The organism is Sulfitobacter sp. SH24, from assembly GCF_965641895.1.
In the GTDB taxonomy this organism is placed as follows: Bacteria; Pseudomonadota; Alphaproteobacteria; order Rhodobacterales; family Rhodobacteraceae; genus Sulfitobacter; species Sulfitobacter dubius.
The window spans coordinates 3,107,818-3,123,279 of the sequence record NZ_OZ282575.1 but is presented as its reverse complement, the minus strand read 5'-3'; the positions used below and the strand labels follow the sequence as shown (position 1 = coordinate 3,123,279).

At 60.3% G+C, this 15,462-nt stretch carries 15 protein-coding genes; 12 read left to right on the top strand and 3 right to left on the bottom strand.

Annotation, left to right across the window (positions count from 1 at the left end; translation table 11 throughout):
- The first annotated feature begins 4 nt into the window (after positions 1-4).
- The 5 genes from ACSQ16_RS17975 to ACSQ16_RS17955 all read left to right on the top strand — a co-directional run bounded on the left by ACSQ16_RS17975 (position 5) and on the right by ACSQ16_RS17955 (position 3,350).
- Complete coding sequence (locus ACSQ16_RS17975; RefSeq protein WP_394805060.1) at positions 5-835, top strand: trypsin-like serine peptidase; 831 nt, start codon at positions 5-7, stop codon at positions 833-835.
- 149 nt (positions 836-984) lie between these two features.
- The gene (locus ACSQ16_RS17970; RefSeq protein WP_093927975.1) at positions 985-1,455 is read left to right on the top strand and encodes an Hsp20 family protein; all 471 of its coding nucleotides are present in this window, start codon (positions 985-987) and stop codon (positions 1,453-1,455) included.
- A 246-nt stretch (positions 1,456-1,701) separates the two neighbouring features.
- A complete protein-coding gene (locus ACSQ16_RS17965) occupies positions 1,702-2,190 on the top strand; it encodes a hypothetical protein (RefSeq protein WP_317405600.1) in 489 nt (162 codons plus the stop codon).
- A gap of 188 nt (positions 2,191-2,378) precedes the next feature.
- Complete coding sequence (locus tag ACSQ16_RS17960) at positions 2,379-3,077, top strand: ZinT family metal-binding protein (protein ID WP_394805061.1); 699 nt, start codon at positions 2,379-2,381, stop codon at positions 3,075-3,077.
- Between the two features lie 15 nt (positions 3,078-3,092).
- Positions 3,093-3,350: a DUF6525 family protein gene (locus tag ACSQ16_RS17955; RefSeq protein WP_093927792.1), complete on the top strand. Its 258-nt coding sequence runs from the start codon at positions 3,093-3,095 to the stop codon at positions 3,348-3,350.
- 58 nt (positions 3,351-3,408) lie between these two features.
- Here ACSQ16_RS17955 and ACSQ16_RS17950 read toward each other — a convergent pair whose 3' ends face one another.
- The gene (locus ACSQ16_RS17950; RefSeq protein WP_093927793.1) at positions 3,409-4,884 is read right to left on the bottom strand and encodes an NAD-dependent succinate-semialdehyde dehydrogenase; all 1,476 of its coding nucleotides are present in this window, start codon (positions 4,882-4,884) and stop codon (positions 3,409-3,411) included.
- A 91-nt stretch (positions 4,885-4,975) separates the two neighbouring features.
- On the opposite strand from ACSQ16_RS17950, the gene ACSQ16_RS17945 reads away from it, so the two are divergent.
- The 3 genes from ACSQ16_RS17945 to ACSQ16_RS17935 all read left to right on the top strand — a co-directional run bounded on the left by ACSQ16_RS17945 (position 4,976) and on the right by ACSQ16_RS17935 (position 9,107).
- Complete coding sequence (locus ACSQ16_RS17945; protein WP_243262054.1) at positions 4,976-5,764, top strand: alpha/beta hydrolase; 789 nt, start codon at positions 4,976-4,978, stop codon at positions 5,762-5,764.
- A gap of 125 nt (positions 5,765-5,889) precedes the next feature.
- Positions 5,890-6,519: a DUF1523 family protein gene (locus tag ACSQ16_RS17940; RefSeq protein ID WP_243262056.1), complete on the top strand. Its 630-nt coding sequence runs from the start codon at positions 5,890-5,892 to the stop codon at positions 6,517-6,519.
- 77 nt (positions 6,520-6,596) lie between these two features.
- Positions 6,597-9,107: a cation:proton antiporter gene (locus ACSQ16_RS17935; protein ID WP_243262057.1), complete on the top strand. Its 2,511-nt coding sequence runs from the start codon at positions 6,597-6,599 to the stop codon at positions 9,105-9,107.
- Between the two features lie 144 nt (positions 9,108-9,251).
- Here the strand turns inward: ACSQ16_RS17935 and ACSQ16_RS17930 are convergent, their stop codons facing one another.
- Positions 9,252-9,764 (bottom strand): PepSY domain-containing protein, encoded by a 513-nt coding sequence (locus ACSQ16_RS17930; RefSeq protein WP_243262058.1) that lies wholly within the window; start codon positions 9,762-9,764, stop codon positions 9,252-9,254.
- A 116-nt stretch (positions 9,765-9,880) separates the two neighbouring features.
- Positions 9,881-11,458 (bottom strand): DUF5928 domain-containing protein, encoded by a 1,578-nt coding sequence (locus tag ACSQ16_RS17925; RefSeq protein WP_243262060.1) that lies wholly within the window; start codon positions 11,456-11,458, stop codon positions 9,881-9,883.
- A gap of 170 nt (positions 11,459-11,628) precedes the next feature.
- On the opposite strand from ACSQ16_RS17925, the gene ACSQ16_RS17920 reads away from it, so the two are divergent.
- The 4 genes from ACSQ16_RS17920 to ACSQ16_RS17905 all read left to right on the top strand — a co-directional run bounded on the left by ACSQ16_RS17920 (position 11,629) and on the right by ACSQ16_RS17905 (position 15,302).
- Positions 11,629-12,447 carry a sulfotransferase family protein gene (locus tag ACSQ16_RS17920; protein WP_243262061.1) on the top strand — a complete coding sequence of 273 codons (819 nt, stop codon included), beginning with the start codon at positions 11,629-11,631 and terminating at the stop codon, positions 12,445-12,447.
- A gap of 47 nt (positions 12,448-12,494) precedes the next feature.
- Positions 12,495-12,983 carry an SsrA-binding protein SmpB gene (gene smpB / locus ACSQ16_RS17915; RefSeq protein ID WP_243262063.1) on the top strand — a complete coding sequence of 163 codons (489 nt, stop codon included), beginning with the start codon at positions 12,495-12,497 and terminating at the stop codon, positions 12,981-12,983.
- Positions 12,984-13,232: 249 nt separating this feature from the next.
- Positions 13,233-14,087, top strand: coding sequence for a 3-mercaptopyruvate sulfurtransferase (gene sseA / locus ACSQ16_RS17910; protein ID WP_243262064.1), 855 nt, complete (start codon positions 13,233-13,235; stop codon positions 14,085-14,087).
- 33 nt (positions 14,088-14,120) lie between these two features.
- Positions 14,121-15,302, top strand: a complete 1,182-nt coding sequence (locus ACSQ16_RS17905) for an aromatic amino acid transaminase (protein ID WP_243262065.1) — start codon at positions 14,121-14,123, stop codon at positions 15,300-15,302.
- The last annotated feature ends 160 nt before the right edge of the window (positions 15,303-15,462 follow it).

Below are 15,462 nucleotides of genomic sequence, written 5' to 3'. Positions count from 1 at the left end.
GGACATGGTTTTGAGGTGCATTTTGCGACAATTGTTGGCGGCTATTCTCGGGGTCTTTACCTTCGCAACGACGGCGATGGCCCAAGACAGCGCGCTCAAAGCGCTCGACAACGGTGTCGACGCCGCCGCTTGGGAGGCCGTGGGCCGTCTCGACATCGGCGGCACTGGCTTTTGCACCGGCACGCTGATCGCGCCGCGTCTTGTCCTGACCGCAGCGCATTGTCTTTTTGACCGCGAAACTAAAGCCCGGATCGACCATGGCGAAGTGCAGTTCCTCGCCGGCTGGCGCAATGGCCGCGCGGGGGCCTACCGCGATATCCGCCGCGCCGTGGTGCACCCCGACTACGTCTATGACGGAGAGGTATCCTCGGGTCGGGTACGCAATGATCTGGCGCTCTTGGAACTCTCCCGCCCCATCCGCAACACGACGATCCGCCCCTTTGGCACCGCCGCGCGGCCGCGTCCCGGCGACAGCGTCGGCGTGGTTAGCTATGCCCGCGACCGGGCCGAAGCGCCGTCCCTGCAAGAGGTTTGTAAGGTTTTGGCGCAGCAAGAAGGGGTTCTGGTGACCTCCTGCGCGGTCGATTTCGGCTCCAGTGGCGCGCCGATCTTTAGCATTGTCGCGGGCGAGGCGCATATCGTCTCGGTTGTTTCGGCCAAGGCGGAGGTCGAAGGCACGCAGGTCTCGCTCGGCACCGCTTTGGGCGCGCCCTTGGCGCTGCTGCAAGCGGAATTGGTGGCGGGCAAAGGTGTGTTTCTGGATTCCAACCCCGCGGGCAAGCGCATCCGGGTCGGAGAAGAGCGCGGCACCGGGGCGAAATTTATCCGGCCCTAAATCTGCGACCCAAGACTTGAAAGCGCGCAAAACCCTTCCCACATGAGCTTTGCCGAAGTGCCTCTATAGGGCTTCGGCGCTTGAAAAACCGGGTCTGTCCAATGGTGGAAGGCCCGATATGTCAATCGCTCAAAGATGAGGATGAACACATGCGTAGCTTTGATTTCGCACCCCTTTACCGCTCCAGCGTTGGTTTTGACCAGATCGCCAATATGATGGACCGGGTTCTGACAAATGATGGGGCCACCCCCAGCTATCCCCCCTACAATATCGAAAAGCTCGATAACGATGCCTACCGCATCTCCATCGCCGTGGCTGGTTTCTCTGACAGCGACCTGAGCGTCGAAGTACGTGAGAAGGCGCTGATCGTTTCGGCCCGCAAGGCGGATGAGGATGAGGCCAAGACCTACCTGCACCGCGGCATCGCCACCCGCGCCTTTGAGCGTCGCTTCCATCTGGCGGACCACGTTCAGGTGATCGGCGCGGCCCATGCCAACGGCATGCTGCATATCGAGCTTGAGCGGCAGGTGCCCGAGGCCCTGAAACCACGCCAGATTGCGATCTCTTCCGAGGTGAAGGCGATCGACAAGGACGTGGTTGACGCTAAATCCGTAAACTAAGCGCGGTTCCATTCCGAGCTTTGTGAAGGCCCGCTATCAAGCGGGCCTTTTTCGTTGGGTAGCGGGCAACTGCGGGCATGGCTTTGGGAGGATATCTGCCGGTGAGGGGAGCCGAAACCGGCGTGTTTCTGCTGCGCATTGTTAGGCGCGAAACCAAGGGCCAGCCACCGGGTTGAGGGTGGGACCGGGCAGGCGTGCTCGGGCAACTGCGTGCAAGAATCCGCACGCGCAATGAAAGGAAGACCCATGACAACCTATGTAAATTCCCTACGCAAATTGACTCTGACCACCGCTGTGGCAGCTTTGATGGCCGCTCCGGTCGCCGCGCAATCGCTAGATGCGGGTGTTGGCTCTGACGTGAGTGCCGATGTGGCCGGCACCGAAGTCGACGCGAATGTCGCGGCTGACGTCGATGGCAGCCTGCCCGCAGACCAAGCTGCCACAGCCGACACAGACATCGACACCGCGCTTGATGGCAGCTCCATCGCTGTAGCGTCGGATGACACTGTAATTGGCACGATCTCAAACGTTGAACCGCAGCCTGATGGTTCCGTGCGCTATTCCATTGATCTATCTAGCGATCTGGACGTCGATAGCGACCGTGCCGTGGTGCAGATCGATCAGGTTGTTGATGCCGAGGGCCAACTTGTCATTGGCATGACAGGCGAAGAATTTGCCGCAACCCTGACCCATCAGATGAATGCAGGCGGCGCTGCACAGACCCAGACCAACTAAGTCTGGTCATTCCGATAGGGCGTCCTCTCCCGCGCCCCGAGGCCGGCAGCATGAAAGTGCTGTCGGCATTTTTTGTGCCCGCTCTTTGGTCGAGAGTTCTGTCAGCTTGCCAAGATGTCCGAAGAAAGTTAAAGAGATTTAGTTATGATATAACATATCCTTTTCACCACTCGGCATAAACACGGAGTATGACCTTGCAAAAGACACTCGCATCCCCGCTTTACCTGCTCACTCTTGGCGCTGGCCTCGCGCTTTCGGCACCGGCGTACGCGGAAACGGCTTCTAAGACGAAGAATGAGACGCATAGTCACGACCACGACCACGACCACGCTCATGATCACGACTATGCCAAAGAAGACATCTACAAAGGCTACTTCGACGATGAGCAGATCAAGGATCGCCCCCTGTCTGATTGGGCAGGCGACTGGCAATCCGTGTTTCCGCTGCTGCAACAGGGCGCGCTTGATCCGGTGATGCAGCACAAAGCTGAAAAAGGCGACAAGACCGCGCAGGAATACAAAGCCTACTACGAGGTTGGCTATGCCACCGATGTGGACCGCATCACCATCGAAGGTGATGCCGTGACCTTTTTCCGCGCGGGCGATCCGGTACAGGGGCGTTATGCGAGCGATGGTTACGAAGTTCTGACCTACGAAAAGGGCAACCGCGGCGTGCGTTATGTTTTTGCCAAAGAGGGCGGCGATGCCGAAGCACCGGCGTATATTCAATTCAGCGACCATATCATCGCACCCGAGAAGGCCGACCACTACCACCTCTATTGGGGCGATGATCGCGCTGAAGTGCTTGCGGAACTCACCAACTGGCCAACCTACTTCCCCACCAGCATGAGCGCCGCTGACATCGCGGCGGATATGCAGGCGCACTAAAGGCGGCCCATCAGCATGTCTGGCAGAAAACGAAACCTGCGCAGCGGGCTGAAGCATAGGCGGCGGCAGGGTGATCCGATGGCGGCATATGATCGCCTGCCACCGCCTCTGCGGGCTTGGCTAGCGCAGGCGGCATTGCCGTGGTCGCCGCAATCCGCGCATCGGATTTGGTGCCGGGCGTTGCAGCGCTGCGAAGGGGATGTGGCGCAGGCCGTGCATCACTTGAGCCGCGCAGAAGGTCGGATGCTGGCGCAGGACCGCCCGGAGCGTTAAGGCAAAACAAAACGGGGCGCGCCTTAGGCACGCCCCGTTTCATTCCTCCGGTCGGTTCTTAGACCGACAGGCAGACGTATTTCATCTCAAGGTAGTCCTCGATCCCATGGTGGCTGCCTTCGCGGCCAAGGCCGGATTGCTTGACCCCACCAAAGGGCGCAAGCTCGGTCGAGATGATGCCGGTGTTCACGCCGACGATGCCATATTCCAGCGCCTCGGCCACCTTGTAGACACGGCTGAGGTCCTTGGCATAGAAGTAGGACGCGAGGCCAAAGATCGTGTCGTTCGCCATGGCGATCACGTCGTCCACATCGTCGAACTTGAACAGCGGCGCGAGCGGGCCGAATGTCTCTTCCTTGGCGACCTTCATATCCTGCGTCACGCCGGTCACGATGGTCGGGCCGAAGAAGTTGCCGCCCATGTCATCCTTGGCGTTGCCCAGAATGATTTCGGCCCCGTTGTCGACCGCATCCTTGATATGCTCGCGCACCTTGTCCGAGGCTTCGGGGTTGATGAGCGGGCCAAGGTCAGTGCCCTCTTCAAGGCCGTCGCCGACCTTCATCTTGCTCACACGGTCCTTCAGCTTGGCGGCGAATGTGTCATAGACGCCCGCCTGCACGTAGATCCGGTTGGCGCAGACGCAGGTCTGGCCATTGTTGCGGAACTTGCACATGATCGCGCCTTCGACGGCGGCATCTAGATCGGCGTCATCGAAGACGATGAACGGCGCGTTGCCGCCCAATTCCATCGAACATTTCATCACTTGGTCTGCGGCCTGTTTCAGCAGGATGCGCCCGACTTCGGTGGAGCCGGTGAAGGTCAGCTTGCGCACGGCGGGGTTCTCGCAGAACTCTTTGCCCACAGCCGACGAGGACGACGACGGCAGCACGTTGAACACGCCCGCCGGAATGCCCGCACGTTCGGCCAGCACACCCATGACGATGGCCGAGAGCGGAGTCTCCGCCGCCGGACGCGCCACAAAGGAACAGCCCGCCGCCAGCGCCGGAGCCGCCTTGCGGGTGATCATCGCATTGGGGAAGTTCCACGGCGTGATCGAGGCGGCAACACCGATGGGCTGCTTCATCACCATGATGCGCTTGTCGCGCTGGTGGCCGGGGATCATCTCGCCGTAGACGCGCTTGGCTTCTTCGCCGAAGAACTCGATGAACGACGCGCCATAGGCGATCTCGCCCTTGGCTTCGGCCAGCGGTTTGCCCTGTTCGGCGGTCAGGATGGTGCCCAGATCGTCTTGGTTCTCCATCATCAGGTCAAACCATTTGCGCATCACTGCGGCACGTTCCTTGCCGGTCCAACTGGCCCAGTCTTTTTGCGCCTTTTCGGCTTGGGCAATCGCGCCCGCGACTTGCGCGCGGCTGAGGTCAGCAACCTGTGCGATGACATCGCCCCGCGCAGGATTGGTCACGTCAAAGGTGCCGTCATCGCCGTCGACCCATTGGCCACCGATATAGGCGCGGGTTTCAAGCAGGCTGGGGTCTTTCAGCAGTGATTTCAGATCCGTCTTAGCATCAGTCATGTCATCTCTCCGCTATTCTCTATAGCCTCCAAAGCAACAACGAGTATGATTGTCCAGTTCAGTTTGATCAAATCCGGGGTGGGAGACCCAAATGATGCTTGATGACGCCTACGCAAACGCTGCCTATATCGACGGGGCCGACAGCTTTCCGCCCCGCTGGAAGAAGGAGGCAGAGGCGTTTCGCGCAAACTTGGGTGCGCGGGCGCAGTTGAATGTGCGCTATGGCCCTTCGGACCGGCAGAAATTCGATCTCTTCCAGCCTGAGGGTGTGTCGCGCGGGACAGCCGTCTTTGTGCATGGCGGCTATTGGAAGGCGTTCGACAAGAGCTATTGGTCGCATCTGGCCGCTGGGCCATTGGCGCGGGGCTATGCCGTGGCGATGCCGTCTTATGATCTTTGTCCCGATGTGCGCATTTCGGAGATTTCCACACAGATCGCCGCCGCGCTGACTGAGGTGGCGAACCGCACGCAGGGCACCATCGTGCTGTCGGGCCATTCGGCGGGCGGGCATCTGGTGGCACGGATGACCGACCCCCTGCTGCTGGGGGCGGAGGTGCGGGACCGGATCACACGGATCGTGCCGATCTCTCCCGTGGCCGATCTGACACCGCTGCTTCAGACCGAAATGAACGACACCCTGCGTCTGGATGAGGCCGAAGCTGCCGCTGAAAGCCCGATGAACATGACCCCGCCCCATGGGGTTGACGTGACGGTTTGGGTTGGCGCGGATGAGCGCCCGGTCTTCCTTGAGCAGGCCGAGAATTTCGCCCGTAGTTGGGGCGCGAAGCAGGTTGTGGCCGAGGGCAAGCATCATTTCGATGTGATTGATCCGCTGGCCGAAGCTGATAGTGAGCTGACCAAAGCACTTTTGGGCAGCTAAATCGCTTGCGCCGCGACAAATGCCCTGCGCCAAGGCGTAAGGCATTTGCCGCAGTGCCGCAGAGGCACTATGTCGTGAGGGGAAGGCCCCTGATCGGCCGCGCGACGTAATTGAAAGGGCCGAAGATGAAAATCGTCAAATGGGTGTTCTGGGTAACCATTTGGGTGATGGTGGGGGCGTTCTTCCACTATACCTTGCCACAGACCGATATCGTGCGTGTCACGGACACCTATGAAAAGCGGATCGACTTCGGCAACAGCTCTATATTCTGGTCCGGATCGTCGACGGACAGCGCCGGGCAGGCGGTCAACCGCGATGTCTTTTTCATCCAGACCCGCCGCGCTAAGGGCGATGTCATGGTCTACCGTAACGAAGATACGGGCTGGGGCTGGCCGCCCTATTTCAAATTCGACACCGCCAACCTTCAGGCCGAGGCGGCAGACGCACGCAGCACCACTGGCGCACCGCAGTATTACGCGCTGAAGCACTATGGTTGGCGCAGTGAGCTATTGTCGATCTACCCCAATGCCATCTCGCTCCGAGCGGTCGAAGGGCCTGAGGCGAGCAAGGGTATTCCCTTTGTCACCATCATCGTGCTGCTGCTTTTCGCGGCGCTGGTCTATGCGATCTGGGTGCGCTGGCGGCGGTTCCGCCGGGCGCGGCTGGACCCCAAGATAGAGGCGATCGAGGATGACATCGCCGTTCGACGGGGCCGTTTTGCCCGTTGGCGGGCCGAACGCCGCGCGCGGAAGTAACATCACTGAGAACTGCAAGCGCTGAGCGGGGCAAGAAGTGTCCCGCATTCAGGTAAAACTCTGGTATTCCATCCTATATGGACATCATCCTCGTCACCACGATCATCGCGTCGCTCTTTGTGGTCATCGGCTTGGCCGAGCCCTTGGCGGCGCGATTGCGCCTGCCATTCAGCGTGATCCTTGCTGTTGTGGGTATCCTTATCGGGGCCTCGGCGATCTTTTTGTTGCGTACGGATTTGACCGATGCGCTGAACCCGATGGCCGCCGCCATTCTGGGGCTGCCGATCCGGTCGAACGTCTTTCTTTACGTCTTTCTGCCGACGCTGTTGTTCCAAGCGACCTTGGGGATGAACCTGCGCCGGATGGTCGACGATTGGGTGCCAATCCTTGTGCTGGCGGTCGTGGCGGTTGTGGTGGCGACGGTCAGCATTGGCTACGCGCTTTTCTGGTTTAGCGCCATTCCATTGGCGGCCTGTCTGCTGATCGGGGCGATTGTTTCAACCACTGACCCCTCGGCGGTTGTTTCGATCTTTCGCTCAATCTCGGCTCCGCGTCGGTTGGCGCGGATCATTGAGGGTGAAAGCCTGCTGAACGATGCCGCGGCGATCGCGCTTTTTGGTTTGTTCATGGGTTATGTCATGCTGGGCATCCCCGACCCGGAACTGGGCAGTGCCTTGGCGCAATTCCCGATGTTGATCGCGGGCGGGGCACTTGTCGGTTGGCTGGGCGCGCGGGTCGCTGTTTGGGTGATGGCGCTGTTTGCACGGCACGAACTGGCACAGCAATCGATCTCGGTCGCGCTGCCCTACCTAGCCTATATCGTGGCCGAGCAAAGCGTCGGCGCGTCGGGTGTGATCGCCGTGGTCGCGGCGGGGCTGACGCTGAACCTCACCGCGCCGGGCCGGCTGCCACCGCAAGCGCTGACCAATCTGCGCGAGTTGTGGGATGTGCTGGCCCATTGGGCGGGAGCGCTCATCTTTATCCTTGCCGCTTTGCTGATCCCGCGCTTGCTGGAAGAAGTCCGGCTGGAGGATTTCTTCCTTATTGCGGTGGTCGTCATTGCGGCGATCCTTTCCCGCGCGGTGATCCTTTTTGGCCTGCTGCCATTGCTGACGGCTGCCAAACTTTCCCCGATGGTTGAGCGGCCCTATCGCGTGGCCATCCTTTGGGGTGGGCTGCGCGGCGCGGTCACGCTGGCGCTGGCCCTAGCCGTGACGGAAAGCGTGCGGGTGCCGGATGATATCCAACGGATCGTGGGTATCTTGGCCACCGGGTTCACGCTCTTTACCCTTTTGGCACAGGGTACGACGCTACGTTGGATCATTGGGCGATTGGGCTTGGATCAGCTTTCCCCCATCGACCACGCGCTGTCGCGGCAGGTGATCGCCGTTGCCCTACAGACCGTGCGCGAGGATGTGGCCCAAACGACCGAAAACTACGATCTGAACCGCGATATCGTGCGGTCTGAGGCCAAGCGCTTTGGCGAGCGGTTGGAGACGGCGGTGAAGACTGCCGAAGAGGCGACCGACATCCTTGACCGCGACCGCATCGCGCTTGGCCTGATCGCGCTGGCGGGCCATGAGCGCGACACGATCCTTGCCCGCGTGCGGGAGCGGACGATCTCGGCCCGGATGGCCGATCTGGTGCTCTCTGACGCTGACCGGCTGATCGAAGGGGCGCGCACCCAAGGCCGCAGCGGCTATCAACGCGCGGCGCGGCGCAGTGTGGCCTATGGGCGCACCTTCCGCGCAGCGGCGGTGCTGCACGGGCGCTATGGTGTGTCTGGCCCATTGGCGCGGATGACGGCGGACCGCTTTGAGATGTTGCTGTCGCAGCGGTTGATCTTGCGCGACTTGGGGACATTCATCGACGGGCGCATTCGCCGTATTCATGGGCGCCGGGTGGCGGAACTGCTGCACGATCTGCTGGCGCGCCGCATCGAAGGAATTGAAACCGCCTTGGAAGGTTTGCGGCTACAGTACCCCGGTTACGCCGAGGAATTGGAACGCCGTTTCATTCGCCGGACCGCGCTGCGTTTGGAAGAGCGTGAATATACGTTGATGCGCGAAGATGGGCTGTTTGGGGCCGAAGTCTATACCGCTCTGATGCAGGAATTGACGACACGGCGTATGGCAGCGGAGGGTCGACCGGGGCTGGATCTCGCCGTGCGGCGCGGGGCGCTCATTGAGCAATTTCCTCTGTTCACAGATCTGGAGGATGCCGCGCTGAAGCGGCTGAGCCGGTCGCTTAAAACCCGCTATGTCGATATTGGCGATGTGGTTCTGCATAAGGATAGTCCTGCGAGCAGCGTTTTCTTTATCGCTTCGGGCGCGGTTGAGTTAGAAAGCGCGGGGCAAACTTGGCGTTTGGGGCGCGGGGAAATGTTTGGGCAGATGGCGATCCTGACCAACCGAGTACGTCGGGTGGATGTCCGGGCCATCGCACCCACGACTCTACTGGTGCTGGACGAAGACCGCTTTCGACGCCTGCTTGAACGGAGCGCTGCACTGCGAGACGCCGTGTGGGCCAGTGCGGAAAAACGGGGGATCGATCCGGTGGATCTGGTGGCCGGTGACGGCAAGATTTGAGCGGTGAGGCGGGGGGAAACGCTGGCGTTGCGGCTGGGGCCGATGCTGCGCAGCGGTATTTAAGAAAGGATGAAATTAGGGGAGGGGCGTTTTGTTGATTGTTAGGTGCGGCCAGCTAGGGCAGCCGCACCTTGCGCTTGTAGATCAGCCGTCGTTTGTGATCTCGCCGGTGCTGGCGTCGATTAGCACGTCGCGTTCGCCCGTGGCGTCGGTCAGTTCGACCTCATAGACCATGCGGTCGTCTTCTTCGTCGAGTGATAGCTCTTCAACCCGCGTGCCGTCTTGACTTTCGAGTTCGGTAAGCGCTTGCATCAGGACTTCGCGGGAGTCACCGGCGGCGCGTAGCTCATCCTCCTGGAACAGACCACTGAGGAAGCTCGTCAGTTGCTCTTCGGATTGCGAGAGCACCTCGCCCGTAGCGGCATTCACGGTCACTTCGTAAACGGCATCACCGCGGACGAGGTCAATTTCGTAGACCAGCGCATCGCCTTCGGTTTCAATCTCAGCTTCGAGTACGCCGCCGTCGATGCTGCCTTGCGCGGCTTTGACGGCCTGGGACATGCTGACACGGTCTACCTGCGGGGCGGTCTCTTGGGCATGGAGGGCAGCTGGGGCAAGCAGGAGGGAAGTGGCGATGGCGGTGAACTTGCGGTGCATGGGTGACCTCATTAGTTGCATGTTGGTTTTGCCGATCCGCAGATGGTGCGCGGTATCGGCGTTCCGGGTTCAACGCCTGTCGGTCGGGGCTGTTCCATTTAGTTAGAGTGGTGGTGCTAATCTGCGAAGAGATTGTCGGTCTGCGCGATCGCGCGGGCCTTATCCTCAGTAACGGTCAAGAAGCGTGCCAATGCTGCGGTATTGGTCTCTGTGTCGGCGTACTCAGACAGGCGGCCATAATTTTCGAACTGAGCATCACGAATTTGATCGGCTTCGTGCAGCATGTCGCCTCGGATTGTGGGCAGCAGGCGCGTCAGGGTTTCTTGGGACGTCTGCTCTCCGGCCAGCCCGATGCGTAGGGCGTGGTCAGTCAAGTACCGGTCTGTCAGCTTGCATTCGATCTCAAGCATGCGCACTTGGGCGCGGTCCGAGGCGAAATCATTCAGCAGGTCGAGGTTGGATGTATCCATACAGACGATCAGCCGCTCGCTATCATAATAGTTATAGAGCATCCGCATCAGCGCGCGCCGGTGGCGGGTGCGTTTTTCCAGCGTGGTTTGGATGCCGCCGAGGTCGGGCAGGGGGGTGTCTTGCTCATTAAACAGAAAGTCGATGGCGGGCAGGTTGGTCACCTGACGCATGCGTTCGAGCACGCGTTTGGCCACATGCCACTTCTTTGCGATGACGATCAGCAGTTCACGTTCGCGACCAAGGCTGGCTTCGGTCTCCCAAAAGCGGGGGGCGAAGCGGCGGCCAATACGGCCCCGCGCAGTGAGAAACTTAAAGAGGTTGCGGCCTTCGTTGCTGATCTGAAACTGTACCCCTCGGGCGGAATAGAGCAGGCCGAGGCGGCGTTTGAGGTCCAGCGCTTCGGGGCTGATCTTGCGTGCGAAAAGGTAGTCTTGGCTTAGCAACAAGTCGTAGTGGTCGTTGTAGAAGGTTACCGGCATGCCGTAGTCGGTAAAGAGCAGGAAGGTCAGGCTGCGGTTGGAAATTTCGGCCTCGGGGACCAGATGGCGCACGAGGGTTTGGAAAAACGTCTCATCCGGGATCCATGTGCTGCGGAAAAAGCGCATCACGTCGCGGCGTTTGTGGGTGAACGCCATCACCGCCTCAACGGTGCGGCGGCGCAGGCACCACCATTGGCTGCCGATCTGCACCTGAAGGTCAGCGGGGATCTTGCGGGTCAGGCCAAGGCGCTTTTGTACCTCGAACATCGCGTAGAATCGCTTACGCTGTGTGCGTTCGTTGAACCAGTGACGGTAGATCAGCCGCTCTTCTTTCCAGCCGGTTTTGATCCAATCGCTTTCGAAATAGTCCACGCTTTCGATGAAGTCGGTGTCGTTCTCATCAAGAAACTGGTGTGCGTATTCTGCTGATTTGATCGCCATGCAGTCGCCGGAGAGCAGGTGGAAATGCGTGGCGCGCGGGAAGCATTCCATCGCGGCGCTGAGCGTGTCCAGCGTGGCCTGTACCAAAGACCATTCGCCCCAACCGCAACGGATGCGTTTGCGCGGAAAGGTGACGTTGGCGATGTCGCCCAAGGCGGCAGTGATTTGGGCGTAATCGGCAGCACTGGCTGAGGCGTCAAAATGGATCGCCATATAATCGCCCGCCGCAGTCAGCCGCTCCGCCTGCCGGATGACGGCCTCCGGATCTTTGTGGCACAGCAGGATGTAGGCAATTTTCGCCATGCAGGATACCGAATGTCCTTGTCGTGGCCCGCTTGCATCGGCCTTTTGTCGTGGGTCATTTACCTAGGTAATCGTGAAGACCGATTGAATAAACAGCATTTCTTTGCTTTTTTGCAGCAAGGCCAGATTGTTGCTCAAAACAGTCAGCGCCAGCAGGAGGCAGAACGCGCATGGGTTTTCCCGGAACATGGATGACGGAAAGTGAGAGCATGGTGTACCGGGTGGTGCCCAAATGCGCCTGTTCGACAATCGGCCAGATCATGTATTACTCCGATCATGGCGAATTCTTTGACGGGGACATCCATGATGCCAAGGCGGGCATTCACAAATGGGCCTTGGATGCATCGCAGGGGCCGATCACCGAGAATGTCACGGCGCGCAAGTCCTATGCCTTTACCTGCGTGCGCAATCCCTACACGCGGGTTCTATCGTCCTTCTTTGACAAGATTTGCGGCATCCAGCGCAATGGGCGGCGGTATCGCGGCAATTTGGTGCCGCTGCTGGTGCAGAAATACGGGATCGACGTGGGCGGCGATGACGGCAAGCAGGAGTTTGACCAGATCGCCAGCTTCCGGCGCTTCTTGCTGTTTGCGCGCGATACCATTCGTTGGCGGCGGCCGATGGACCCGGACATTCACTGGTCTGCGGTGTCGGGCCATGTCAGCACCTTCATCATTAATGGCGGCACCTACGATAATATCATTTGGACCGAGCAGTTTAACGAGGGCATGCAACAAGTGCTCAACGCGGTGGAGACGCCGCATAAGGTCGATCTTGCAGCAATCCCGCGCTTTAACGAAAGCGAAGGTCACGGCCCCAAGCGGGCGCATCCGGTTGAAGATTACTTTGACGATCTGTCGATGCATCTGATGCGCGAGATCTACAAACGCGACTTCGATCTGTTCAAATATGACTTCGACAATCCGGGGAACAAGCAGCCTGTGGGCGAGATCGATCTGGATGAGGTACACGCCAAACTGGGTGACTGAGCGGCAGCATCTTGCACCGGGGCGGGTCGCGCTCTACATGCTTTGGCATGTCACAGGTCAAAACCAGCTCCAAATCCGATCCGAATTACAAGGTGATCGCCGAAAACCGCCGCGCGCGGTTTGATTACGCTATCGAAGAAGACATCGAATGCGGCATCATCCTTGAAGGGTCCGAGGTGAAATCTCTGCGCGAAGGCGGGGCGAATATCGCCGAGAGCTACGCCGCCGTGGAGGATGGTGAGCTGTGGCTGGTGAACTCCTATGTGGCGCCCTACCGGCAAGCCAAGACCTTTCAGCATGAGGAACGCCGCCGCCGTAAGTTGTTGGTGAGCCGCAAGCAATTGGCCGACCTGTGGAACGCGACGCAGCGCAAGGGCATGACGTTGGTGCCGCTGGTGATGTATTTTAACCATCGCGGCATGGCGAAGATCAAGATCGGCGTGGCTAAGGGTAAGAAGCTGCATGACAAGCGCGAGACGGCGGCCAAGCGCGATTGGTCGCGGCAGAAGCAGCGGTTGTTGAAGGATCACGGCTGATACGCGCGGCAGGCCCGGAATCGAGCCGCAGGCGCCGGGCCATCGCCTGCCCCTCCCCGGGGTAGGCGATTTGGTGAGGCTGGGTGCTCCTTCGCAAGCACACATCAAACCTGAACCATAAAGTGGCATGAATACCCCATAGCATCGCCAACCCAGGGGCAGGCAACGCCCCTCACCAGCCCCCTTCCACTTGCCAGCATCCCTCGCCGGTTATAGTCAGAGGCAACGCCCGCGACGAAGGAGGCCCCAATGGCCGACGATCCCAAGACATTGGTTTCAACCGACTGGTTGGCTCAGCACCTGAAAGACCCCGATCTGCGCATCCTTGATGCTTCGTGGTATCTGCCCGACGCCGGGCGCGATCCGAAGGCCGAGTATGACGCAGCGCACATTCCCGGCGCACGGTTCTTTGATATTGACGACATCTCTGACGCGCGGTCGGACCTGCCGCATATGGCCCCCCCGATTGAAAAATTCATGTCGCGCCTGCGCGCGATGGGCGTGGGTGATGGGCATCAAGTGGTGGTCTATGACGGCGCGGGGCTGATGTCGGCAGCGCGTGTCTGGTGGCTCTTCCGCCTGATGGGTCAAGAGAACGTCGCCGTGCTCGACGGTGGTCTGCCGAAATGGCAGGCCGAGGGGCGCGAGACGGAAGACATGCCGCCCGTCCCCCGTGACCGGCATATGACCGTGCGTTTCCAGAACCAGCTGGTGCGCGATGTGACGCAGGTCGCCCATGCCTCCAAGCTCGGGGATCCGCAGATTGTTGACGCCCGTGCCACCGCCCGCTTCCGTGGTGATGCGCCCGAGCCGCGGGCGGGGCTGCGCGCGGGCCATATCCCCGGGGCGCGTAACGTGCCCTTCACCGAATTGCTGAACGACGACAAGACGATGAAGACCCCCGATCAGACCCGCGCGATTTTCGAAGCTGCGGGCGTCGACCTTTCCAAACCGGTCATCACCTCCTGCGGCTCTGGCATCACTGCCGCCGTGCTGGCTCTGGCGCTGGAACGGATGGGGCACCGCAAATGGTCGCTCTATGATGGCTCTTGGGCGGAGTGGGGCATGTTCCCCACCGTACCCGTTGCCACTGGCGCGGCTTAACCCTTTTTAGTTACCTTCCAACCGGAGAACCCCATGTTCGAGACGCTCAAGGCCCAGCCCGCTGACAAGATCCTCGACCTTGTACAGGCCTACCGCGAAGACCCGCGTGACACGAAGATCGACCTCGGCGTCGGTGTCTACAAAGACGCCAGCGGCAACACGCCGGTAATGCGCGCCGTGAAAGCCGCCGAGCAGCGCATCTGGGAAAGCCAAGATACCAAGGTCTACACCGGTCTGGCGGGTGATCCGGCCTATGCCGATGCTATGGCGGCCCTTGTGTTGGGTGATGCCGTGCCGCGCGGTTCCGTGGCAGCCGCCGCCACCCCCGGGGGCACAGGCGCGGTGCGTCAGGCCTTTGAACTGGTGCGTATGGCTAATCCCAAGGCCCGCGTTTTCGTCTCTGACCCGACATGGCCGAACCACCTGTCGATCCTGTCCTACCTGGGCATGGAAGTGGTCAACTACCGCTATTTCGACAGCGACACCGGTGGCGTGAATTTCGATGGCATGATCGAAGACCTCAAGACCGCCAAGAAAGGCGATGTGGTGCTGCTGCATGGCTGCTGCCACAACCCGACAGGCGCGAACCTGAACAGCGCCGAGTGGGACGCGGTAATCGAAGTGCTGCAAAGCACTGGTGCCGTGCCGATGATCGACATCGCCTATCAGGGCTTTGGCGATGGGCTGGAAGCCGATGCCGCCGCGACCCGCAAAGTGGCGTCTTCGGTGCCAGAGTGCCTGATCGCGGCAAGCTGCTCCAAGAACTTCGGCATCTACCGTGAGCGGACCGGCATCCTGATGCTGGTGGCCTCCGAGGCGGCCCAAGGGCTGAACCAAGCCACCTTGGCCTTCCTCAACCGCCAGAACTACAGCTTCCCGCCCGACCACGGCGCGCGGATCGTGTCGACTATCCTGACCGATGACGAACTCAAAGCCGACTGGATGGCCGAGCTGGAGGATGTCCGCAACGCCATGCTGGCCCTGCGCGAGCAACTGGCCGGTGAATTGCAGCGCCTGTCTGGCTCGGACCGTTTTGGCTTCCTCGCTCAGCACCGCGGCATGTTCTCGCGCCTTGGCACCACGCCGGACAAGGTCGAAGCGCTGCGTGAAAAGCATGGCATCTATATGGTGGGTGACAGCCGTATGAACATCGCAGGGTTGAACCAGAACAGCGTGCCAATTCTGGCCCGCGCGATCATTGACGTAGGTATCTAACAACAATCTGGGCCGCGCCTGTCGCGGCCCGATCTCTTTATCTGTACCGGGTTGATCCGGACCACAGCGGCACCATTGCCCCGGTTCTGTCCAGATTAGATCAAAACTTGGTCGGAATGGTCTGTTTGGATACCTCTGGGGAAAACTCAGGGTCAGACAG